At 43.0% G+C, this 23,484-nt stretch carries 26 protein-coding genes; 13 read left to right on the top strand and 13 right to left on the bottom strand.

The window, feature by feature from the left end:
* Window positions 1–7 precede the first annotated feature (7 nt).
* Window positions 8–427 carry a DoxX family protein gene (locus CJD36_RS08120; RefSeq protein WP_105038630.1) on the top strand — a complete coding sequence of 140 codons (420 nt, stop codon included), beginning with the start codon at window positions 8–10 and terminating at the stop codon, window positions 425–427.
* Between the two features lie 18 nt (window positions 428–445).
* Here CJD36_RS08120 and CJD36_RS08115 read toward each other — a convergent pair whose 3' ends face one another.
* From CJD36_RS08115 to mce, 3 genes are all read right to left on the bottom strand, one after another.
* Window positions 446–775, bottom strand: a complete 330-nt coding sequence (locus tag CJD36_RS08115) for a type II toxin-antitoxin system RelE/ParE family toxin (RefSeq protein WP_105038629.1) — start codon at window positions 773–775, stop codon at window positions 446–448.
* On the bottom strand, window positions 765–971 hold the full coding sequence (locus CJD36_RS08110; protein ID WP_105038628.1) for a hypothetical protein: 207 nt from the start codon (window positions 969–971) through the stop codon (window positions 765–767). The genes CJD36_RS08115 and CJD36_RS08110 overlap by 11 nt, the downstream gene beginning before the upstream one ends.
* Before the next feature lie 128 nt (window positions 972–1,099).
* The gene (gene mce, locus CJD36_RS08105) at window positions 1,100–1,504 is read right to left on the bottom strand and encodes a methylmalonyl-CoA epimerase (protein WP_105038627.1); all 405 of its coding nucleotides are present in this window, start codon (window positions 1,502–1,504) and stop codon (window positions 1,100–1,102) included.
* 80 nt (window positions 1,505–1,584) lie between these two features.
* On the opposite strand from mce, the gene CJD36_RS08100 reads away from it, so the two are divergent.
* The 4 genes from CJD36_RS08100 to porG all read left to right on the top strand — a co-directional run bounded on the left by CJD36_RS08100 (window position 1,585) and on the right by porG (window position 4,911).
* The gene (locus CJD36_RS08100) at window positions 1,585–2,835 is read left to right on the top strand and encodes an IscS subfamily cysteine desulfurase (RefSeq protein WP_317047162.1); all 1,251 of its coding nucleotides are present in this window, start codon (window positions 1,585–1,587) and stop codon (window positions 2,833–2,835) included.
* A gap of 127 nt (window positions 2,836–2,962) precedes the next feature.
* A complete protein-coding gene (iscU, locus tag CJD36_RS08095; protein ID WP_105038626.1) occupies window positions 2,963–3,379 on the top strand; it encodes a Fe-S cluster assembly scaffold IscU in 417 nt (138 codons plus the stop codon).
* A 123-nt stretch (window positions 3,380–3,502) separates the two neighbouring features.
* Window positions 3,503–3,856 (top strand): HesB/IscA family protein, encoded by a 354-nt coding sequence (locus CJD36_RS08090; RefSeq protein ID WP_240609326.1) that lies wholly within the window; start codon window positions 3,503–3,505, stop codon window positions 3,854–3,856.
* A 185-nt stretch (window positions 3,857–4,041) separates the two neighbouring features.
* Window positions 4,042–4,911, top strand: a complete 870-nt coding sequence (gene porG, locus CJD36_RS08085) for a type IX secretion system protein PorG (RefSeq protein ID WP_105038624.1) — start codon at window positions 4,042–4,044, stop codon at window positions 4,909–4,911.
* 40 nt (window positions 4,912–4,951) lie between these two features.
* On the opposite strand, the gene CJD36_RS08080 is transcribed toward porG, so the two are convergent.
* Window positions 4,952–5,407 carry a GNAT family N-acetyltransferase gene (locus CJD36_RS08080; RefSeq protein ID WP_105038623.1) on the bottom strand — a complete coding sequence of 152 codons (456 nt, stop codon included), beginning with the start codon at window positions 5,405–5,407 and terminating at the stop codon, window positions 4,952–4,954.
* A gap of 154 nt (window positions 5,408–5,561) precedes the next feature.
* Between CJD36_RS08080 and porX the strand changes: the two genes are divergently transcribed.
* Complete coding sequence (gene porX / locus CJD36_RS08075) at window positions 5,562–7,121, top strand: T9SS response regulator signal transducer PorX (RefSeq protein ID WP_105038622.1); 1,560 nt, start codon at window positions 5,562–5,564, stop codon at window positions 7,119–7,121.
* A 128-nt stretch (window positions 7,122–7,249) separates the two neighbouring features.
* On the opposite strand, the gene CJD36_RS08070 is transcribed toward porX, so the two are convergent.
* From CJD36_RS08070 to CJD36_RS08060, 3 genes are all read right to left on the bottom strand, one after another.
* Window positions 7,250–7,798, bottom strand: a complete 549-nt coding sequence (locus CJD36_RS08070; protein WP_105038621.1) for a murein hydrolase activator EnvC family protein — start codon at window positions 7,796–7,798, stop codon at window positions 7,250–7,252.
* A 33-nt stretch (window positions 7,799–7,831) separates the two neighbouring features.
* A complete protein-coding gene (locus CJD36_RS08065) occupies window positions 7,832–8,443 on the bottom strand; it encodes a murein hydrolase activator EnvC family protein (protein ID WP_161499251.1) in 612 nt (203 codons plus the stop codon).
* Between the two features lie 123 nt (window positions 8,444–8,566).
* The gene (locus CJD36_RS08060; RefSeq protein WP_161499250.1) at window positions 8,567–9,937 is read right to left on the bottom strand and encodes a murein hydrolase activator EnvC family protein; all 1,371 of its coding nucleotides are present in this window, start codon (window positions 9,935–9,937) and stop codon (window positions 8,567–8,569) included.
* Window positions 9,938–10,174: 237 nt separating this feature from the next.
* On the opposite strand from CJD36_RS08060, the gene CJD36_RS08055 reads away from it, so the two are divergent.
* Window positions 10,175–11,050, top strand: a complete 876-nt coding sequence (locus CJD36_RS08055) for a YicC/YloC family endoribonuclease (RefSeq protein WP_105038618.1) — start codon at window positions 10,175–10,177, stop codon at window positions 11,048–11,050.
* Between the two features lie 229 nt (window positions 11,051–11,279).
* Window positions 11,280–12,521, top strand: a complete 1,242-nt coding sequence (locus CJD36_RS08050) for a pyridoxal phosphate-dependent decarboxylase family protein (RefSeq protein ID WP_105038617.1) — start codon at window positions 11,280–11,282, stop codon at window positions 12,519–12,521.
* Between the two features lie 78 nt (window positions 12,522–12,599).
* Here the strand turns inward: CJD36_RS08050 and CJD36_RS08045 are convergent, their stop codons facing one another.
* From CJD36_RS08045 to CJD36_RS08025, 5 genes are all read right to left on the bottom strand, one after another.
* The gene (locus CJD36_RS08045) at window positions 12,600–13,727 is read right to left on the bottom strand and encodes a mechanosensitive ion channel family protein (RefSeq protein ID WP_105038616.1); all 1,128 of its coding nucleotides are present in this window, start codon (window positions 13,725–13,727) and stop codon (window positions 12,600–12,602) included.
* A 15-nt stretch (window positions 13,728–13,742) separates the two neighbouring features.
* Window positions 13,743–14,561, bottom strand: coding sequence for a 2,3,4,5-tetrahydropyridine-2,6-dicarboxylate N-succinyltransferase (locus tag CJD36_RS08040; RefSeq protein ID WP_105038615.1), 819 nt, complete (start codon window positions 14,559–14,561; stop codon window positions 13,743–13,745).
* A gap of 96 nt (window positions 14,562–14,657) precedes the next feature.
* Window positions 14,658–15,791 carry a DegT/DnrJ/EryC1/StrS family aminotransferase gene (locus CJD36_RS08035; RefSeq protein ID WP_105038614.1) on the bottom strand — a complete coding sequence of 378 codons (1,134 nt, stop codon included), beginning with the start codon at window positions 15,789–15,791 and terminating at the stop codon, window positions 14,658–14,660.
* Window positions 15,792–15,806: 15 nt separating this feature from the next.
* Window positions 15,807–16,412 carry an acetyltransferase gene (locus CJD36_RS08030; RefSeq protein ID WP_105038613.1) on the bottom strand — a complete coding sequence of 202 codons (606 nt, stop codon included), beginning with the start codon at window positions 16,410–16,412 and terminating at the stop codon, window positions 15,807–15,809.
* Window positions 16,413–16,478: 66 nt separating this feature from the next.
* Window positions 16,479–17,639 carry an acyltransferase family protein gene (locus CJD36_RS08025; protein ID WP_105038612.1) on the bottom strand — a complete coding sequence of 387 codons (1,161 nt, stop codon included), beginning with the start codon at window positions 17,637–17,639 and terminating at the stop codon, window positions 16,479–16,481.
* Between the two features lie 138 nt (window positions 17,640–17,777).
* Here CJD36_RS08025 and CJD36_RS08020 point away from each other — a divergent pair, with 138 nt between their 5' ends.
* The 5 genes from CJD36_RS08020 (at window position 17,778) to hscA (ending at window position 22,824) form a co-directional block, all read left to right on the top strand.
* Entirely contained in the window at window positions 17,778–18,194 is a 417-nt protein-coding gene (locus tag CJD36_RS08020) for an EamA family transporter (protein WP_105038611.1), read from the top strand.
* Window positions 18,195–18,276: 82 nt separating this feature from the next.
* On the top strand, window positions 18,277–18,603 hold the full coding sequence (locus tag CJD36_RS08015; protein WP_133162551.1) for a hypothetical protein: 327 nt from the start codon (window positions 18,277–18,279) through the stop codon (window positions 18,601–18,603).
* Between the two features lie 99 nt (window positions 18,604–18,702).
* On the top strand, window positions 18,703–20,025 hold the full coding sequence (locus CJD36_RS08010; protein WP_105038609.1) for a hypothetical protein: 1,323 nt from the start codon (window positions 18,703–18,705) through the stop codon (window positions 20,023–20,025).
* Between the two features lie 53 nt (window positions 20,026–20,078).
* Window positions 20,079–20,828 carry a hypothetical protein gene (locus CJD36_RS08005; RefSeq protein ID WP_145959406.1) on the top strand — a complete coding sequence of 250 codons (750 nt, stop codon included), beginning with the start codon at window positions 20,079–20,081 and terminating at the stop codon, window positions 20,826–20,828.
* A gap of 124 nt (window positions 20,829–20,952) precedes the next feature.
* Entirely contained in the window at window positions 20,953–22,824 is a 1,872-nt protein-coding gene (hscA, locus tag CJD36_RS08000; RefSeq protein ID WP_105038607.1) for a Fe-S protein assembly chaperone HscA, read from the top strand.
* Window positions 22,825–22,884: 60 nt separating this feature from the next.
* On the opposite strand, the gene CJD36_RS07995 is transcribed toward hscA, so the two are convergent.
* Window positions 22,885–23,439: a DUF4833 domain-containing protein gene (locus CJD36_RS07995; RefSeq protein WP_105038606.1), complete on the bottom strand. Its 555-nt coding sequence runs from the start codon at window positions 23,437–23,439 to the stop codon at window positions 22,885–22,887.
* Window positions 23,440–23,484: the final 45 nt, after the last annotated feature.

Below are 23,484 nucleotides of genomic sequence, written 5' to 3'. Positions count from 1 at the left end.
TTAATACATGGAATTTCTCGCCGGACTTATCAGCTTCTACCTGCTCACATGGGGCGTTTCCTTTTTTGCCTTTCATGATGTGTTAACCGGAAAGATGCCCGGCATAGTCGCCCTGGGTATCATGTTTGTTATAGTGGGCATTATGCACTTTGCTATGGCAAAGAAATTTGAAGATGCCATCCCTCGTAACTGGCCCTATAAAAAGGCCATGAATTACATAAGCGGGCTGGCAGAAATAGCAGGTGGAATAGGCGTATTATTACCTCAGTTCCGCATATCGGCCGCATGGGGTCTTATCGTGTTACTTGTTGTTATCTTCCCTATGAACATAGCTATAGCTCAGCGCAAACCCAATTTTAGCAGAATATTCCGTTTGTTTTTTCAGCCTGTATATATAGGGTGGTTTTGGTGGTTTTGTTTGGCATAAAATCTTCATCACTGTCTGTTATTCAGGAATGAACTCTAGTAGACCTTTCAGCTCATTATCTGTTAGATTCTCCTTTTCAGATTTATCATATATAGAAAGGAGGTAAACTTTCATTCCCGATATTGTTATGTTGGTTATAACCCGGGCCCCGCCAGATTTCCCTTTTCCCTTAGATGCAACACTGATGCGAATTTTGAAACAACTATTACCAATAGAAATACCCAAATGAGGATTTTGTCTCAATTCGGTAATGAGCTGAAATAATTCAGTTTTTAATGATGGGTATTTTTTGACCAACCGCTTAGCCTGTCTTTCAAAAACATCGATTGTCTTTACGCTATAGCTCATTTAAGAAATCTTCGGCGTTACGTGCAGTTTTTTTACCAGCTTTAATAAGTTTCATTTCCTCTACTGCCTCTCTTATCTCATCCATGAGCTGCGCTTTTGAATCTGTGAGCGGCTTTGTTTTTACGTAGGAGAAACTACCTAGTAGTTCTAGTATGAAATCGGCTTTGCTATCCTTTATGTCAAGTAGTAACTTCATTATAAAATTATTCTTCCTAAAATTAAATACTTTATTTGTCTAAATCAAGGATCTAGAGTTAATGTTGGTGGAGGTGGGTATGTGACATTATTCTGCGTTTGCAATCAATACCGTCTCCTAAGATATTTTTAATCCTTTATCTCCATACACAACTCTATCAGCACCCCATTTGTACTCTTTGGATGCAGAAAGCACACCATCTTATTGTCAGCGCCTTTGAACGGTTCTTTATGGATCAGTTCAAAGTCGAGTGCCTGAAGTCGTTTCATTTCCGCTTCAATATTCTCCACTTCAAAAGCAATATGGTGTATCCCTTCTCCTTTTTTAGCTATGAATTTGGCTATAGTGCTCGACTCGTTCGATGCACATACCAGCTCTATTTTAGAATCTCCTGTTTTGAAAAAAGCAGTCTCTACACCTTCGCTGGCTACTGCTTCTGTCTTATAGCATGGGGTGTTCAATAGTTGTTCAAATAACGGAATCGATACGCTCAGATCCTTTACTGCAATACCTAAGTGTTCTATTTTCGACATTGTTGTATAGTTTTTATAAATAGGTTCATTTATAGTATAGTTTAATATAAGGGTCTAAAAATAGCATAAACTGCGTACTTTTGTCTCAAATATCTACGAGAAGAAAGACCATGGAATTGAACTTACCGATATACTTAGACAATAATGCCACCACGCCTATGGATCCGCGTGTACTGGAAGCTATGTTACCTTATTTTGTTGAAAAATTTGGTAATGCAGCCAGCAGGAACCACTCATTTGGTTGGGTAGCAGAAGAGGCGGTGGATTATGCACGTGAACAGGTGGCTAAGCTCATCGGTGCAGATGCAAAGGAAATCATATTCACTTCAGGTGCAACTGAAGCAAACAATCTGGCGCTGAAAGGCGTTTTTGAAATGTATGCTTCTAAGGGTAATCATATCATTACCTGCACTACCGAGCATAAAGCTGTGCTGGATGCCTGCAAGCACATTGAGAAAATGGGCGGACAGGTTACTTACCTTGAAGTAAAAAGCGACGGACTAATAGACCTTGGTGAGCTGGAAAATGCGATTACAGATAAAACTGTTCTTATTTCCATCATGTATGGCAATAATGAGATAGGTGTTATTCAGCCTGTTCGTGAGATCAGCGCTATCGCCCGCAAGCATGGTGTGCTTTTCTTCACAGATGGTACACAGGCCGTAGGAAAAGTACCTGTTGATGTAATTGCAGACGGCATTGACCTGATGTCTTTCAGCGGACACAAAATGTATGGCCCTAAGGGTGTTGGTGTTTTGTACGTTCGTCGCAAGAACCCACGTGTAAAAGTTACTGCCCAGATGGACGGTGGCGGGCACGAACGTGGCATGCGTAGCGGCACACTCAACGTACCGGGTATCGTGGGCCTGGGTAAGGCTTGCGAACTGTGCATGAACGAAATGGAAAGCGAAGGAACGCGCCTCAGTGCTATGCGTGACAGGCTGGAAGCAGCGCTGATGCAGGTAGAAGAAGCATACGTGAACGGAAATCGTGAACATCGCTTACCGCACACAACAAATATCTCTTTCAAATATGTAGAAGGCGAAGGTCTGATGATGGGTTTCAATAAGAATATAGCATTATCAAGCGGTTCTGCTTGTACCTCTGCTTCTTTGGAACCATCTTATGTATTGAAGGCTTTAGGTTTAGGAGATGATCTGGCTCACAGTTCATTGCGTTTCGGTCTTGGCCGTTTCACTACCGATGAGCAGATAGACTTCACCATCAATGCCATCACCACCAGCGTATTGAAGCTCCGCGAAATGAGCCCGCTGTGGGAAATGTATAAAGAAGGTGTAGATATCGACGCTATTGAGTGGGCGCACCACTAATAATTAGGCAATTAGGCAATGAGACAATTTGCCAATTGTTTGCTTTAAATAAAAATATTAACTCAATTCGTTTGGTTTGACAGTTAATTGTCAAATTGCCGAATTGTCAAATTGACAAATTACCATCATGGCATATTCAGATAAAGTGATCGACCATTATACCAACCCTAAAAACGTTGGTACTTTAGATAAATCTAAGACAAACGTAGGTACAGGACTTGTTGGCGCACCAGAGTGCGGCGACGTTATGCGCCTGCAGATAGAAGTAGACCAGGAAAGTGGTTTGATCAGCGATGCAAAGTTCAAGACTTTCGGTTGCGGATCGGCTATCGCTTCTTCTTCTTTGGCTACTGAGTGGCTGAAAGGCAAGACTGTAGACCAGGCTTTGGCTATCGACAATATGGATATTGTTGAAGAACTGAACCTGCCACCGGTAAAAATACATTGCTCGGTATTGGCCGAAGATGCTATCAAAGCTGCCATCAACGACTACCGTGTTAAGAACGGATTGGCGGAATTGGAAACAGTAGCTGCAGCTCACTAATATTAAACTAAATTCAAAAAAATTGTCTGAATCATTAGCGGTAAGCAACCCTTACAACTTATGACCTAAGACTTACGACTAAAATAGTACGATTTCATAACATGTAGGTAGTACTTACAACTTATGACTTACGACTTACGACTAAATAAAATGATCTACGTAAGTGATAAAGCAAAGGAAAAAGTAGAACAGCTCAGGCGCGATGCTGACCTGGGTGACGACTATTTTCTTCGTGTGAGCGTGGTAGGCGGTGGTTGTTCCGGTTTGTCTTATAAGCTGGATTTCGATAACGAATCGCAGCCCAAAGATCAGACCTTTGAAGACCAGGGCGTAAAGCTGGTTACCGATCTGAAGAGTTTTTTATACCTCTGCGATACTACCCTCGATTTTTCTGATGGGTTGAACGGAAAGGGCTTCCATTTCAGCAATCCTAATGCCAGCCGCAGTTGCGGTTGTGGTGAGAGCTTTGCTGTATAGATGAATAGCAATCTTGGATAATATTTTGAAGAGCATTGGCGTAATACCAATGCTCTTTTTATTTTAGAAGAGAGAAACTGATGATTTCTGCGGTATAGGATTGACTGTTAGCAATAAAAGTCAGACATTCGCGTTTTGTATTGTTGCCACATCTGTTGGTGGTTCGAATTTTGAGTATTTAAGATATGCGTAAATTACTGGTACCTGTTATATTAATAACCTTTCTTCTTGCGGGTAAGTCCTCGTTTGCGCAGTCTTATTTCACCGCCAATGAATACGGCATTTCGTTTGGTGGCAGCCAGTACTTTGGAGACCTCAACGAAAATTATGGTTTTCATACTATTAACATGGCTTACGGACTTTACGGCCGCAGGCGCATGAATTCATATATAGCATTGAAACTCTCTGCCAATTATACGCAGGTGGGTTATGACGACAAGTACAATACCATTCCCTACAAAGTATCCCGTAATCTCAATTTCAAAAGCAAGGTCATAGAAGCTACTTTCCAGGCTGAGTTTAACTTCTTCAGATTTGTTACCGGCGACAAGAGCTTCCGGTTTACACCCTATCTTACAGGTGGCATAGGGGCATTTTACTACAATCCATATACTACTTACAATGGTTATACCTACGATCTACGTCCTTTGGGTACTGAAGGTCAGAATACCGGGTTATACGACAGTCGTAAGTATAACAGTATAGGTGTTTGTTTCCCCATTGGTGCCGGTATTAAATACTGGATAGCTCCCGGGGTCAACTTTACCTTTGAAATTGCAGACCGACTTACCGCTACCGACTACCTCGATGATGTAAGCCAGACCTACGTGGGTGTAGATAAATTCCCGCGTAGCACAGCATTAAACCCCGCCAAATCCCTCCAGGACCGTAGCATTGAAATTGCAGGTAATCCCGAACTGGGTCGCACAGGTAAGCAACGTGGCAACTCAAGCAGCCGCGATCAATACCTTATGGCCGTAATTAGCCTGTCTTTCAACTTTACCACCTACAAGTGCCCGGCATTTATGGGCAGGGATCTGATAAAGACATATTAGAATGTTCTCCTTTATTTCTGACCTTGGCAAATTTTGACAACTAACCAAGGTTCAGCACTGCATTCACCCATTCAGGATCAAAGCTGGCATCAAACTTTTTGTAGAAATTGAGCGCGGGTTCATTCCATTCCAGCACCTGCCACACTATTCCGCTGAATTTCTTTTCTTTAGCCTCTTCTATCAGTGCATCCATCAGCATCTTGCCCAGTTTGCGGCCACGTGCTGCTTCAGTAACTATAATGTCTTCCAGATACATACGCTGTCCCTTCCAGGTGCTGTAGCGGATATAGTAGAGCGCAAATCCCTGTATCATGCCATCTTCTTCCACAACAAATGCCCACCACACGGGGTTAGCGCCAAAACCACTTGTTATAAAATGCTCCAGCGTTACCGTTACTTCGTCAGGAGCACGCTCATATAGCGCCAGTTCCCGCACCAATTCCAGCATACGTGGGCAATCTTCAACTATAGCTCTTCTTACTATGGGCGTTGGCATAATGTTAATGTGTTATTACTGAATGCAATACTAAACACGTGTGGGCGTTATTCCAAGTATTCCTCCTGTCAAACTTGCGTTAAACTAATTTTTAAATGCAGGCTTCCCCAATAATTTCAATAAATTTATCTGATCTTAAAACACACACCGAAAAATGAGTACACAAGGGGAGATACTATGGGTAGACGATGAAATTGATTCGCTCAAGTCGCAGATCATGTTCCTTACCAATAAAGGATATATTGTTACCCCGCTTTCCAATGGCTATGATGCCCTTGAACTATTGAAAGAAAAGATCGTAGATGTGGTGCTGCTGGACGAGAGTATGCCCGGTCTTACAGGGCTGGAAACGCTTGGGAAAATAAAAGAAATGCTGCCACAGCTGCCGGTGGTGATGATCACCAAAAATGAGGCGGAGAACATAATGGAGGAAGCCCTTGGATCACAGATCACAGACTATCTGATTAAGCCGGTGAATCCTAACCAGGTGTTGCTTTCATTGAAGAAAATAATGGATGGCAAGCGCCTTGTTTCTGAGAAAACTACTGTGGCCTACCAACAGGACTTCCGCAATCTGTTTATGGCACTGAACGACAACCCCAACCACGAAGAATGGAAGGAGCTATACAAGCGCCTGGTGTATTGGGAACTGGAGATTGGTAAGAGCGATAGTTCTGAAATGATGGAAGTATTGCAAACACAAAAAGCGGAAGCCAACAGCGAGTTCTTTAAGTACATCAGCAAGAATTATGCAGGATGGATAAAAGACAACAACAAAACAGGGCCACTGTTCTCTCACAAATTGTTTGAGACCAAGATAGCGCCGCATATAAAGGCCGGTCAACCCACATTTATGATTGTGGTCGATAACCTCCGTTATGATCACTGGAAGGCTTTCCAGTCTATCATTACAGAGTCTTTCCGTATCACAGAAGAAGATCTTTATTACAGTATATTACCTACGGCTACACAGTATTGCCGCAATGCAATATTTGCAGGCATGATGCCGATAGATATTGAAAAACACTTTCCGCTGGAGTGGAAGAACGATGATGAAGACGGCGGTAAGAATCTCTATGAAGAATTCTTCTTTGCCAACCAGCTGAAGCATTTGAAAATGGATAAGCTGAAGTGGCAATACGTGAAGATCACTAACAATGATGATGCAAAGTTGCTGGAAGATAACATTCACAACTACCTGACTAACGACCTCACCGTTGTGGTGTACAACTTTGTAGATATGCTGTCCCACGCCCGCACCGAAATGGAGGTACTGAAGGAGCTTGCAGGCGATGAGATCTCTTACCGCTCTCTGGTTACCAGCTGGTTCGAGCACTCACCATTGCACAGGGCACTGCGCAAAATAGCGGAGAAGAATATACAGGTGTTTATGACCACCGATCATGGCAGCACGAAGGTAAAGACCCCGAGCAAGTGTGTGGGAGACAGGCAGACAACCGCCAACCTCCGCTACAAGCACGGCCGCAACCTGCAGTTTGAAAGTCGCGATGTATTGGCATTTAAAGACCCTAAGCTGGCAGGGTTACCCACACCTAATGTTAGCTCCACATTCATTTTTGCGAAGGAAGACGTATTCCTGTGTTACCCTAATAACTACAATCATTACGTCAACTACTACCGCAATACATTTCAGCACGGTGGCGTTTCAATAGAGGAGATGGTTATTCCTATAATAAGAATGGAGAGCAAGTAAGTTAAATAGAGATAAAAAAATGAACGGGTGTCAACTTGATAGTTGGCACCCGTTTCTTAATAGTATTTTGTATCAGAGTTATTCGCTATAGCCCGGGGGAACGAAAAAATACTTTGAGGGTTGAGCTACTATCCTTTCAACCAATCTTCAGGGTTCAGCTTTGCAGCCCCTTCTCCCTTTGATCTCCATACCTGGAAATTAAATGATGGCTTCTTTTTATCAACATCATTGGCTACAAGTCCCAATTCCTGTCCGGCTACTACCTCCTGACCAATTTTTACACCTATTGATGCAAGTCCGGTATATACAGTAAAGTAAGCACCATGTTGTATAACTACTACCTGCATTGTGCCTGTCATAAATACAGACGATACCTTACCTTTAAATACCGATCTTACCGGGGCATTTGCAGCAGTCGTGAAATCTACCCCCGCATTGTCAACTTCTACTCCCTTTGCTGTAGGGTGGTGCTGTTTTCCAAAATGTGAGGTTATTGCACCATTGACAGGGTATTGAAGCTTGCCCTTACTCTCTTCAAATTTTTTTGTTAATACTGTGTTTTCATTCGCCGGGGCTACAGTCTCTGTAACCATCTGCGGCTGCATTGGATTTACGGGACGCTGTGCAAAGCAGGGTAGCGACAGACCAAGAATAGCAATTGTAACAATTATCTTCATAATTTAAATTTATAAGATTAAAAATCGGTCATTTCAATACTGCTTAATGATCCATACCTCAGGATCCAGCTTTGTTCGCTCTGCCTTCTTAGGTCCCGCCTTCCATATCTGAAAGTTCAGGCTCGGCTCACCGTCATCATTAGCGGCTACTGTTCCTATTTCCTGGTTGGCAGTGATCTTGTCTCCGGTTTTTACTGCTGTTTGCGTAACACCATTATATACCGTAAAGTAATTACCATGCTGGAGTATCACAACTTTATTCTCATTATCATCAACACTGAAAATTTTCGATACCACGCCATCGTAGACAGCCCGTACACATGATCCTGAATGACAATTAATGCTAATGCCTGGTACAGGGTGGTATTGAATATGGTACTTAGCAACCGGTATTTCTTTTGCAACAACTCGTTCCACAGGTAACCGTAAATTTCCCTTTTGTGCTTCAAATTGCTGAGACAATATATCTTCTTCTGTAAGCACTTTGGGTTTGCTGTGCTGCACTACTGCACTATGGTGGCGACTGTGATGAGACCTATGTGCCACGGAATGATGATGACTACTGCGATGGTGGTGTTTATGGCGGTGTTTCGCCATACTTGGGCCACAGATAAACAGCAATATAATAGCTACAGCGTATCTCATAAGCATTGATATTGGTTAGTAATTTAAGAGCCGTTTATGTACGTTACCGTTTTGCACTTGAGGGCAAAAGAAACATTACAGCAACAGGGTGCTTTTTACTTTTAAGTTTTTACTTTTTACTTATCAATGTGCTTTCCCTATCCAAGTCTCCGGATTAAGTTTCACCTTAGCCCCTTTACCTGCAGACTTCCATATCTGGAAGTTCACCGTTGGTTCACCTTCATCATTATTGGCTACTATACCTATTGGCTGGCGTGTATCTACGTGCTGGCCGTTCTTTACAGACACACTTGCCAGTCCGTTATAAACCGTGAAGTAGTTACCATGCTGTATGATCACAATAAGATCACTGCCCCCAGTAGAGAACACGCTGCTTACAGTTCCTTCAAATACAGCTCTTACAGCAGCACTAGGCGATGTGCGTATATCTATACCTGCCTGGTCTACCATTACACTCTTTGCAAGCGGGTGTGGGTGTGTACCAAAGTGGTCAGATATAGACCCCTGTGCTACAGGCCAGTAAAGCTTACCATGGTTACCCTCAAAGTTTGCCGCAAGAGCTACTTCCGTTGGGGTCATCATCAATGGTGGTGCATCCGCTTTCGCAGGTTTTGGTTTGGGTGCTATATAAGGTAACGAAGGGTCTGGCTTGCCATTACCCGCAGGTCTTGTGTCCTTTGGATTAGATGCCGGAGTAACTGGTTTACCTGCCGCGGCAAGCCTTCTCTTTTCTTCATCTTCTGCCTTCTTCAATGCGGCAGCCATCTCACGTTCTATAATTACACCAATTGCTTTGTTTATCCTGTTGGCAACAATCCTGTTCTTCTCTATTTCTTTTGCCAGTTCTGCTTCCTTGCCCTTTAGTCCTTGTATTACTGTATTGGTTTGTTGCACGTCTCCCTGTAGGGCTACCGTTTGTTGCTTCTGGTTCAGTAACAGTTGGTCTTTTTCTTGCTTTTCCTTATTCAGGTCACCTATCTTATGCTCTATCTGGTTCTGTGTCTGGCGTATCTGGTCAACCTGCTGCTTGCGGAACTCCCTGAATTTTTTCAGGTACTTCATCCTGCGCACGGCATCATTAAAGTCTTGCGATGAGAATAGAAATGCCAGCATGTCATAAGAACTACGGGTCTGGTAAGCGTAGCGTAGAGACTGTGCATACCGTACTTTCAGCAGTTCCAGCTTTTGCTTCAGCGTCATTATTTCCTTAGAAGAAGACACTATCGTATTGTCAATGCTACCTATTTCCTCATTGATATTGCCTATCAGCGTCTGTCTTTGTGCCAGCTTATATTGCAATGCCCTCAACTGGCTCATTGTGGCATTCTTATTCTTCTTTATCTCCTCCAGTTGGTGCTCTGTATCATTGATGGCATCCTGTATCTCCTTACGTTTGGCTTCCAGTTGAGCCTTGGTAGGGGGTACATACTCCTTTTGCTGCGCGGTAGCAACAAAAGAAAAAGCCAGCAAAAATAGTAAACAACTTTTACGCATGAGGAACCGTGAGTGAGAAACAAATATACCCATTTATTAAAGTCATTGTTAACAGCCCCTTCGTTTTTAGATAATTTTATCAATTGTGCTGAAGAAAATACGGTGTTGCTACTGGCGTGAGGGAATAAATATTAGTTCGTAAATAGCGATGGTACAGGCGTCTCCTCGCTATCGTAAACCATGATAAATTGGTTTTATTGTAAAACTTTGTTTTCTTTTGTTGCAAATAAGTAAGTTATGTTATACTCAATGACTGGTTTTGGCCGGGCAGATGCCGCAATTGGCAATCGCCAGGTAGTAGTGGAAATGAAGGCGCTTAACGGCAAGCAATTTGAATTGATGACCAAGCTGCCACCCATACTTCGCAACTATGAACTGGACATCCGCAATCTGCTGAATAGCGCATTGATGCGTGGTACTATAGATGTAACCATAACGGTAAAGCAGGAAGGTGCCTCTAAGCCAATGGTGGTAAATACCGATCTGGCAATGTTCTATTACCAGGGTATGAAGCAGATAGCTGAACAGGTAGGTATTCCTACAGACAATATCATATCTACTTTAATGCGTATGCCGGAAGTAGTAGCGCCCGATCAGGATGCACTTGCCGTTGAAGATTGGGAAAAGGTGAAGATAGTAGTAGAAAAAGCAGCCGCTAACCTGATGGAGCACCGCAGACATGAAGGCGAGGTGCTGTATAAGGATATACACTCCCGTATCAGCAACATAGAGCAGCTTTTGGAAAAAGTTATACCTCTGGAAGGCGAGCGCACCACACGCGTAAGGGCAAAAATTGAACAGTGGCTCATAGATGTTGTGGGCAAACAAAAGATAGATGAGAATCGTCTGGAGCAGGAAATGATCTACTACCTCGAGCGTATGGACATCAGCGAAGAAAAGACCCGTCTCAAACAGCATTGCGTATACTTCCACGAAACCGTTGACAATAAGGACACTGCCATAGGCCGCAAACTCAACTTCATACTACAGGAAATAGGTCGTGAAGTAAATACTTTGGGGTCGAAAGCTAATCATGCCGAAATTCAACAGATCGTTATCAATATGAAGGACGAACTGGAGAAAGCAAAGGAGCAAATTTTGAACATACTATAAGTTATTGTAGGGTTTATATCTGGTAAAACAGACATTACAAAATAAAACACCAAAGACAACACCGTCTTTGGTGTTTTTGTTTTTAAGAAACAGGTTTAAATAATAGCTACGCCAGTATATGCCGCCACATTAATACTATCCTATGAGATACGTCACTATTGTTAGTGATCGCCATTAGCTTTGCCTGCGAGCTATGGATCTAGTTTTGCGGCCAATAACGAGTCATTGAATGAAATACTGGGTAAAACGCACTCATGCCGAACTGGACAGGAAAATAACTGAAGCACTTGCCCGCAATGTCAGTTACACACAAAATGTATGCCTGGGTGTACCTGCGTCTACGCTCGATCAGCACGTATTTTATGAGCATGCTGCCTTTCTTAAAGATGCGCCACTTTTAAGAGCCTATGTCCAGAATCCCAACCACATCGGCTGCCACACCTTCGGCGACTCCGAACCGTTTTTTGAAGGCACTCACGAGTTGGAGAAAGAACTGATTGAGTTGTTATGCGTTGATATGTTCAAGGCCGCAGATCATTCATGCGATGGCTATGTAGCATCCGGCGGAACAGAAGCCAATATTCAGGCGGCATGGATCTACAGGAACTATTTTGTCTCTGAGCATAGCGCTGCTCAAAATCAGATAGCCTTACTTAGCTCTGCAGATACGCACTACTCAGTTGCCAAAGCAGCTAACCTACTCAATATTGAAATGTATACCGTGCCGGTCAATGACAATGACAGGCAAATAGAATATATACAGCTGGACCGCACAGTGAAACAGGCAATTGCAGCGGGTATAAGTTACTTCATTGTTTTCTGCAACATGGGCACCACCATGTTTGGTAGTGTAGACAGCCCTGATCTGTACAAACAAGTACTGGATGCAAATGATGTACTATTTAAGTTGCACGTAGACGGAGCATTCGGCGGTTTTGTTTATCCTATGACCGACAAGAAAAGTCAGCTCAATTTTGCCAACCCTGTTGTCTCCTCAATCACCCTCGATGCCCACAAAATGCTGCAGGCGCCATATGGTACAGGCATATTCCTGGCCCGCAAAGGGTTAATGCAACATGCATATACCAAGCATGCAAGCTATGTAAGCGGTATGGATATGACGCTAAGCGGTAGTCGCGGTGGTGTCAACGCTATTGCCATATGGATGATCCTGTTTACATATGGTCACTTCGGCTGGTTGGAAAAGATCAATAAACTACTCTACCGCACTCAATGGATCTGTGATAAGTTGGATAAACTTGGCGTCGCATATTATTGCCACCCCAGAATGAACATTGTGACCATAAGAGCCGCACATATTGCTCCGGCTTTGGCCGACAAGTACAAACTTGTACCCAACAACCATCATGGAGATGCAGCATGGTACAAGATAGTTGTAATGGACCATGTAAGCATCGATCAGCTTCAGGCATTCATCAGAGACTTACAGAATGAACTCGTTAAAATCTGACTTTCCACCAGCCAGTGCATTAAATCAATTAGAGGCCGAAGCGCTTCGAAGTGTAACTGATCGTCTTCAATTATTTTTTTAGCTCGTTCCCACAGCAGTACCCATCTGCCCATACTTATTCACTATCTCAAACACCTTCAGGTTGATCTCATGCTTAAGTCCCGCAAGGGTACTGTCTTCCGGCAACGGGTGCGGCAGGTGATAGGCCACCACCAGCTGAAAAGTTTCTTTCTCAAAATTGTCAAGCGATACTGTTATCGGATCTTTCACTACCTCCATTTCATGTAGCGTCTTCTTTACTTCTGCTATTAGTTGATTCAGCCCATCATTACTGATCCCATATTTAATGTTGGCTGTAAGTTTTAGCCCGCGTGTACTGCGATTAGAGAGATTGATCAGGTTCTGGCTCACCAGGTTCTGGTTAGGAATAATATATGCCGAGCCATCTGTGTTACGCAACCTTGTACTACGGAAACCAATACGCTCAACCGTTGCCTCTATTTCACCCAGCTTTATGACATCACCTGTCTGAAAGGGCTTATCAGATAGAATAGTAAATGCAGCGAAGAAGTTCTCTACTGTTTCCTTACCCGCCAATGCTATGGCCACACCACCAATACCCAAACCGGTTATCAACGCCGGCACATTCACATGAAACACCGACCCTAGTATCCAGAACGCACTCAAGGTCCAGGTAATGAGCTTAGATATCTCCTTGATGAGTGGCAGCATCTGTTGGTTAGACAGGTTATGCTCTTCGTTGGCCTTTCCCATTCTTATGTAGTACAGGAAATCTATTATTCTTGTTACTACCTGCGTAAGGAACAGGATAAATATCAGCAGGAATAAGTGATCGGTAAGGGAGCCCAGGTTTATGTTCATACCCTTTTTGCTTCCACCCGCCCTATGTATGTCTACACTATCCAACAGAGGTGCTATCTGTTCAGTGGCTACAAAATAGAGTATGATCTGTAGCAGTCGCTCCACCGGTTTAAAGAGGATTTCTCTTATGGTATCCCGGTGCTTCATGTAGCTATACTTAGAGGCTATCCTTGTACTCAACTTCGTGAGTAACCCTGCCAACGGCTTCTTTAGCACTATGGTAAGCAGTATAATTACAGCAAACAGGATATAGTCCGACAGCTTTACATTGCTGTAGGTTCTGTTAAACACGCCCCAATCTATATCCAGTAATAACACACTCATATCGTTCCTCCTCAATTATACGGCAACATTAAACTCTCTCAGCGCATCATTCAGACTTGTCTTCAGGTCGGTAGATGCCTTACGCGTACCAATGATCAGCGCACAACTTACCTGGTAATCTCCTGCGGGGAATTTCTTGGTATAGCTGCCCGGTATTACTACGCTGCGTGCAGGTACACGGCCCTTATATTCTATCGGCTCAGGTCCGCTCACATCTATTATCTTGGTCGATTGTGTCAATACTACATTGGCACCCAGCACAGCTTCTTTCTCAACAATAACACCTTCTACCACTATACAGCGCGACCCAATAAAACAACCATCTTCTATGATCACCGGCGAAGCCTGCAAAGGCTCCAATACACCACCAATACCCACACCACCACTCAGGTGCACGCCTTTGCCTATCTGCGCACAAGAACCTACCGTTGCCCACGTATCCACCATAGTACCTTCATCTACATAGGCACCTATGTTCACGTAAGAGGGCATAAGCACCACATTACGGGCGATAAACGCACCGTAGCGGGCAACAGCCGTAGGTACTGCACGTACGCCTAACCCTGCATAGTCTTTCTTCAGCAACATCTTGTCATAAAACTCCATCGGCCCTACCTCCCATGTCTGCATGGGCTGTATGCCAAAGTAAAGCAGGATGGCCTTCTTCACCCATTCCTGCACTTCCCACCCATTATTGGTTGGCATGGCCACACGCAGGCGCCCTTTGTCTACTTCTTCTATTACGGCACGTATTGTATCCTTATAAGCTTCTTCCTTCAGCAGTTCTCTGTTTGCAAATACCGCTTCTATATTTTTTTGCCATTCCTGGTGCATAGTATATACGTTGTGTGATTTTATAAAAGTCCGAAGGCGCAAAGATAAATACTATCTGTTTGCGCCTTCGGTAGAATTATTATGTCAATGAAAAAATTACTTCTTTATAAACATGTCCATTATTGCAAACACCCTGTTCATATCTGCCTGTGTAAGATTAGAACCTGATGGCAGGCAAAGGCCATTTTCAAACAATCTTTCAGAAACACCCGTACCGTAATAAGGGTACTTGCTGAAGATTGGCTGCATATGCATTGGCTTCCACAACGGGCGACTTTCAATATTGTCTTTTTCCAACCCCAGTCGCAGATCTTCACGGGTAAACCCGGCTATTGCAGGATCTATCATTAATGCTGATAACCACCTGTTGCTGAAATAGCCCGCTGGCTCAGCTACAAAGCTTATTCCCTTTGCACCACTGTATCTATCTACATATTGCTGATAAACTGCTCTTCTCTGCTCTATACGCTTAGCCAGCACTTCCATCTGTCCGCGGCCTACACCTGCACACAGGTTGCTGATGCGGTAGTTGTAGCCGATCTTAGAATGCTGGTAATGTGGTGCCTCATCGCGTGCCTGAGTAGCCAGGAATCGTGCTTCTTTCACTATCGACTCATCGTCAGATATAAGCGCACCACCACCAGATGTAGTGATGATCTTATTGCCGTTGAACGAAAGGATGCCGATCCTTCCAAAAGTGCCGCACATTTTTCCGTTAATAGAAGATCCCAGCGCTTCAGCTGCATCTTCCAATACCGGAATGTCATAACGGTTAGCAACAGCCATGATCTCATGCATCTTGGCAGGCATACCATACAGGTGCACAGGTATAATTGCTTTTGGCTTTTTACCGTTCGCTATGCGGTCTTTGATTGCCTCCTCCAGCAGTGTTGGCGACATGTTCCATGTATCTTCTTCACTATCTACAAATACAGGTATTGCACCAACATAAGCAATAGGATTAGCAGATGCTGAGAAAGTCATACTCTGGCAGATCACTTCATCACCTGCCACTACACCCAGTAATACCAGGCCCAGGTGCAAACCTGCAGTGCCCGAGCTCAATGCAGCTACATGCGTTTTACCACCATGAAATAAAGTAAGGTCCTGCTCGAAGCCATTCACATTAGGGCCCAATGGGGCTACCCAGTTAGTATCAAAAGCTTCCTTTACAAAGGCTTGTTCGTTTCCGCCCATGTGCGGCGATGACAACCATATTTTAGGATTCATTTCTTTTATAATTTTTTATACGTGTTTCGTTTTTATCACTTTTGCCGGCACACCTACTGCGGTTGAATAGTCGGGAATATCCCTCACTACCGCTGCCCCGGCACCTATTGTGCACCACTTACCTATTCTTATACCCTGTATTACCGACGCGCCGCTGCCTATATGTGTGCCTTCACCCACATGCACATCACCACTAAGTGTTGCATTGGGCGAAATATGCACAAAATCTGCCAGCACACAGTCGTGATCTATAGATGCGCAGGTGTTCACTATACAGTGTTTACCCACTCTCGTGTCGGGGTTTATTCTCACACCCGCCATCACTACTGTTCCTTCATCAACCGTAGCTCTTTTAGATATATATGCATCGGCATGTATTGCCGTCCCAAATTCTACTGTGTTCGCAAATCGCTCAGCTACTCGCTTTCTGGTGGCATTCACGCCAATGCTAATTACCATCTTCCCCGGCATTACCGATCCCGGCGGCAATGGCTTTTCTACAGGGTATTCCCACATATCGGGTTTAGCTGCGTCATCCCATACCCTTATGTCGGTATCGTTGTTGCTTTCCAGTATCTCCAGTATTACTTTGCCATGGCCACTGGCCCCGTACATGATCATATCTTATTTGGCTTTACCTGAAACCGTTTCCTGCATACTGAATGATCCCGGATCGTTCCGCATGTTTTATTCTGCCTTTCCTTCTGTGGCTTTCTTTCCCATTAGCTTCGTCACCCACTTCTTATCCATAAATGGTCTTTCAATATACAGGTAGAATACTGATGATATTGCAAGTATCGCAAACATCAGCACTGTAAACTGAAATAGGAGATTAGGGAAAAAATAGTCCGTAAATTTTATCTTAGCTGTAAACCTACCCAGCATGGAGATAATTGTATAGTGCAGCAAATAAATAGTGTAGCACATGCCACCTATAATAGGTACAAACTTAAAACTGAACACCGACTTTACTATAGCGTTATTGAGGATGATGTAATAAAACAGACCAATAAGAAACGGCAACAGAATTTTATACTGAATATTCTCGAAACCAGCCATATGACCCATTGGCATCAGGAACATAAACAGAAATACAGCAATGCCTGTTAATGCCATCCATTTCTGCGCAAAAAAATCTTTGGCAATGCCACATACATAAAAATCAGCTATCAGCATCCCGATAAGAAAGTGCTGAATGTTTCCATATATACTTAGAAATGTAGGAGGATAGATATTCTGTAACAATATAAAACCAATAATAGCACCGCTTATCAGCAGGCGTCTGGTCACAGCCGATAGCTTTAATATGCGAAACATGAACGGTGCAATAATGTAATACTGTATTTCTACTTCCAGTGTCCATGCAACAACTGTAACCAGTGGTGTGGCATGAAAGATAAGGTTATGTGAATAGATAAGCGATGCAAGAAGGCTTGGAAATAGCGCTTTGAATGTGTACACATGCATAGCTATCTGAGCCAGGAATATAATGGTCATTACTATGAAATATGGCGGCTCCAATCTGGTGACCCTTCGCACAAAATAATTCTTCAACTCTATTTTCCTTCCACCCTTTATATAATGGTTAGCAAACGGGAGGCACAATATAAACCCGCTGATAGCAAAAAATAACGGCACGCTTCTGTCGGCACCAGCCATAAATCTATTGAACCAGTAGTAGTTGTCCGGATTGTCGGCAAAAACTATTTTAGTTTTCTCCATGAAATAACCATGGATATGAAAAAGAGTGACAAGCGTTAGAGAAAGAAACCTCATCCCATCAATTTCGGCCATGTAGACCCCGTTGCTGGTTATCCGCCTGAACTTATTACCTAAATATGTAAACATATATATTACACGCTGTTAATCTACAAATGTATTCATCAATTTCTGAAAACCGTAATTTCGGTGATTATCTTATCTATACCTAAGTAGAAAGCGAGGATTATTGCACTTTTCAGGATATTTACTTTAAAAATATTTTATATGTGGTGGATATATGCATTACTATCGGCCGTCTTTGCTGCACTTGTAGCTGTTTTTGCTAAGGTGGGCATTAAGGGCGTAGATTCTGATCTGGCAACAGCCATTCGCACCGTTATCATTTTAATGTTGGCTTGGGGCATTGTGCTGGCCAAAGGCTCTGTTACCCAACTCAGCACCCTCACCCGCACCAACTGGCTGTTCCTTATACTATCCGGTGCGGCAACAGGTCTATCGTGGCTGTTTTATTTTCGTGCATTGCAGCTAGGTGATGTATCAAGGGTAGCACCTATCGACAAGCTGAGCGTAGCACTGGCAATTATTATATCAGTTATTTTCCTTCATGAAAAACTATCCTGGCAGGAAGTTGGCGGTGTAGTGCTCATCATTGGCGGCACTTTGTTGCTGATATTTAAGTGATAAGCTAACTAATACAGGCAATACGGGTTCAACTAATTCTGTATATTATCATTACCTTCATACGGGTATTACCTATATGTCTATGAAGAGGATGCTGCTTACTATATGGTTACTCACTTACTTTCTTTCTGCATCTGGTCAGTTAGAGACCACTCCGCTATTCCCCGGTAACAATGATAGTCTATTCCTGAAAAACCTGATCAGCTTCAATTCAGATTCAGCGGGCAACTATTCTATGTTCTATAAATATATGATAGAAGACAGGGGGATGGTGTATGAATTAAAACGGGTGTATGCTTCCGAAAAAGGGCAATATGTCTTATCTGATACCTTTAACTACTACGAGGAGCAAGATCAATTACAGATATTTGGAGACACCCGCAACAAAAAATACCATTGCAAATTTTAAAAAAGCAACTATATATTCGGCCCTTACGAACCGATATTCAAAATTCGCTACTCCGCTTCGTCTACTCACATTGCTGTTACTACAGAGGATAACAATGTGATGAAACTGTATATCAATAACATGCAAATGGCCGTTATCGACTCTGCTGACACCAGGCCTTTTCCGTATGCCGATTGGTGCACATTTAGTGCCAATGGTAATCTCCTTTATTATATTCCCGCCAGAACAAAATATACATTATATCTTAACAACAAACCAATCAATATTTCGGAAAAGCCCTTTAGGGCAATGTCGGTAAATAATGGCGGAAAGTACGCTTATGTTAAGGAGGAAATGGACAGACAGTATTTAGTAACCTCGGATACTACTATCGGGCCTTTTTATAAAAATAAGAGCGCGGAGGGTCCTTACGGAAATATACAAAATTCAGGCAATTATGCATATACCATAGAAGACAGCGCCGGAGCTTATATGATTATAAATGGCGGGGTACATCGCACACATGACGGCGATAGCAAATTAAGTACTCGCGGCCATATTGTATGCAGTTACAAAGACGACTCCGCTTATAAAAAGAACACCTTTAAATCAAAATCAAATGAAGTTTACGGATTCCGAAACCGCTATAGTGATCGTGACCTGACAATGCGTAACTACCACAATACAGTTGAAATTGATGCGCCATTCCTTATAAACATAGATGGCCAAACTAAATACACAAAATACAACAAGATATATGCACTGGGTGTAAACGACAAAGGGCAAATTTACTTTTGTGGACAGAGAAATTATTGTATTTACCGCAATATAAATGGAAAGGAACTTCCGGAACCTATCACAAAATATGGAGTAAGGCCGCATATATTTTCTATGACCGCAGAAGGAAGCACTGTTCATTCATTCACTACCGATGATTCGGAATATCTGTATCATGATGAAGAATTACTATATAAATGCGCCAGGGGAAAACCGGGAATATTTTATGTAGCAGGCTACAACTTGGTTAAAAGATCAGATGAGACACCCAAAAATCTGTATGGGTTAGCTACTGATACCAACATGTATGTTATCTATAATGGGGAGTTTTCAAAACCGATCGGCAGTACCATTGCGGTAGGTAATTTAGTGTATGGTACAATCGAGGACCCTGTAACTGGAGAAAAAGCCTATACGAACGAAAAAGAAATAGATCCGCAGATCATCAAGTCTGGTGGAGACGGTAGAAATTTTTTCTTTATCCAAAAAATGACCGACAACAAGTATGTGATTTTGTACAACAACAAAATAATCGCCACACTTACAAAAGATGAACTTGGAGATATTAGCAGTGCCGTTTCTAATGAGTACTACATAGACAAGCAGCAATTAATATTTTATGGTATAAAAAATGGCAAGGTATGCCACTACAATGCTAAATTATGAGTATAAAGAGCGTATTATATTTGTTGCTGCTACTGGTTCTGCCCTTCATGAGCATGGGCCAGAAAATGCCCGATGATTATTATGAGGAAGGGAAGGCAGCCGTGTTAACCGGAGATTATGCAAAGGTTCAGGCAGATTACAAATATTTATCTGCACATTACCCCCAATACGATAAATATAAAGGTGTTTATTATGCCGCCGCCACAGGCTATTTGCTGAATAAACAATACAACGAAGCACTTTCGATCTTAAAGGTTCAGTTCGCGGACACATTGAGTGCTGTGAGGCATATGAGGTATGGAGCTGTGATGGATGTGTATGAGTGCTATAAGGGTTTGAAACAGTATGACAGTGCGCTATACTATATAACCCTTGCAGATACGGGTTGCAGATACAACACAGATTGTGGCAATGACGCGGAAGATGAAGCGGCCAGAAGGCTGGTGAAAATTAAAAACCTGTACTTGCTTATGAATGACACTTTAAATGCCGAAAAAGTACTGTTGAGAATCTCTTTGTTAGAAATAGGCCCCAAACGTGTTGAAGAGCTTTTACAGTATTTATCAAAGGATAATAGTGCATCTGATTTGAAAAAACAATTCACTGCGGCAATGAAGGTCAATTACCATGACCCGCATCCCGTTTCAACCTTATTCAGAAACAATTATATTGTCTTTTTAGGAAATAGAATGTATTGGGGCGATTTTGGCGGAGGAACCGAGTACGCAAAATCAGTGAAAAATACCCTCTTCTATAATATGTTGATGAAGCTACCAGATGATAATCCTGCAAAGAAGCGGTAATATCAGCATTCTACCTTGTACTTTAGACTTTCTACTCCTTCATAGATTCCCCCTATCGTACCATTGAACCATTCAAAAATTGCCCTCTTAAAATTATCTACCTTTGCACCTCTAAATTGAAAACATGGGCAAAGTAGCCATCAATATAGCAACAGGCTCCCTGTTGCAGGAAGAAATAATAGTAGGAATAGACCTGGGTACCACCAACAGCCTCATAGCCATAGTAAAAAGTGACACCCACGAGCCTATCGCACTCCGCGAGATCGACGGACTCACTTTGGTGCCGTCAATTGTGCATTTCGATGAATATGGTAATGTAACCGTCGGCAATCCGGCTAAAGATCTGTTGGTAAAAGAACCTGAACGTACCATATATAGTGCTAAAAGGCTCATGGGCAAATCTTACAAAGATGTAAGCCACGATGCCGGTTTCTTTGCTTACAATGTAATAGACGATGGTACCGATGCACTGGTAAAAGTGCAGGTAGGTGATAAGTTCTATTCTCCTATCGAACTGTCTTCTTATATACTGAAGGAATTAAAGAAACGTGCTGAACACATTCTTAAGACAACTGTATCCAAAGCAGTGATCACTGTTCCTGCATATTTTAATGATGCCCAAAGGCAGGCTACTCGCGATGCGGGCCGTCTGGCGGGACTAGATGTATTGCGCATTATCAACGAACCTACCGCGGCCAGCCTGGCATACGGCCTTGGTGCTAAAGCCGGCGAAGACAAAACAATAGCTGTTTACGATCTTGGCGGTGGCACTTTCGATATATCCATCCTCACCATCAGCGCTGGCATTTTTGAAGTGCTGGCAACTAATGGGGATACTTACCTCGGTGGCGATGATATGGATAACCTGCTGGTGCGCTACTGGCAGGAAGATGCCGGTGTAGACGGTACTTCACTTGGTTTCGGCAGTCATATAGACAAGAGCCTGGCGCAGCAAATGAGGGTAACCGCCGAAGAAGCTAAAAAGCACCTCACTAACAATGAAGTTTTTGAAGGAACAATAGATGGCAAAGCTGTTCGTATAACCCGTGAAGAGTTCAACGAACTCATACAACCGCTTATCGATCGCACCATTACATCTTGCGCCAATGCACTCCGCGATGCAGGATTGACTGTAGATCAGATAGATGCAGTAGTGATGGTAGGTGGCAGCACCCGTGTACCATTGGTAAAGGAAAGCGTAAAGAACTTCTTTGGCCGAGACGTACATGACAAACTCAATCCTGATGAAGTAGTAGCCCTTGGCGCAGCAGTGCAGGCAGATATTCTTGCAGGTAACAACACAGAAATGTTGCTGCTCGATGTTACTCCGCTATCACTGGGTATCGAAACCATGGGCGGCCTGATGGATGTGCTTGTTCCCCGCAACTCTAAGATACCAACAAAGGCAGGCCGTCAATATACCACTCAAAAAGACGGACAAAGTGGTATGCGCATCTCTGTATTCCAGGGAGAACGCGATATGGTACAGGACAACCGCAAACTGGCTGAATTCAATTTGTCAGGTATCCCCGCCATGCCTGCAGGTCTGCCTAAAGTAGAAGTGACATTCCTTCTGGATGCCGACGGCATTCTGAAAGTGAGTGCAACTGAACTACGTAGCGGCGTAGCTACCAGCATAGATGTGCAGCCCAAATATGGCCTTACAGATGAAGCCGTAGAGCAGATGCTTATAGACTCGCTTACAAATGCCAAAGACGACATAAAACTCCGCGCCCTCACTGAGGCCACAACCGAAGCGATACAGATGCTGGACACCACTGAAAAGTTTATATCCAAGCATCGTGACATCCTGACTGAGGAAGAGGTGAATAAAACCCTCGCCGGTATGCAAAACCTGCGTTATGCCATTGATGCAAAAGATAAAGACAAGGTACAACACGAGACCGAAGCACTCAATGAAGTCTCCCGCCCATATGCAGAACGTGTAATGGATGCGGCATTGAAAGATGCAATGAGAGGTAAGAAAATATTGTAATTTACGATCAGACCATAAATGAAATAAGGGAAGCAATATTGCCTCCCTTATTTCATTATACTAAGATGGTTTTTCGGGCTTTATCTTTTCCACAACTGGTTTGCCCGTTTTATGGTCTTTACCGGTAAACTCTATATACTCAATATTGGGGTTCATAGGCGAACCGCCATTTATCTTCAGGTATACTTTATTCAGCGCTATTGTCTTGCCGTTTACGGAAACAAAAGCATTGTATTTTTTCGGTGATTTTGCCGGCGCGGGTTTCAGCATAATATCTATGCTTTTATACGCGACAAGGTTTAGCTTAAATGTCTTTTCGGCAGCATCTACAATTTCAGTCTTGGCACCGTATGCAAACTTCTTCTCTATTTCCAGCAACTCTTCCTTTTGTCCGCCCTTCATGTATTTTATCCAATACACGTGTACCGGGTCAACAGTATTAATACTGCCATCGGCCATGTAATTGATGTCGTATACTATGGTGTTGGTGTTAGGATCTCTCTGCAGATAAAATAGCCTTTCCTTGCTGTCAGCAGGAGTCGGAAACGTTGTTTGTCCGTGCGAGATCATAGTGAACAAACAGAGCAGAGCGGGTAGTAATGTAAAGCGCAACATGGTATATCTTTCTCTTATAACGGGAATATAACAATAATAGTGCCA

Source organism: Flavipsychrobacter stenotrophus (assembly GCF_002954265.1).
In the GTDB taxonomy this organism is placed as follows: Bacteria; Bacteroidota; Bacteroidia; order Chitinophagales; family Chitinophagaceae; genus Flavipsychrobacter; species Flavipsychrobacter stenotrophus.
The sequence above is the reverse complement of the archived record's forward strand: the minus strand, read 5'-3'. Positions and strand labels throughout refer to the sequence as shown.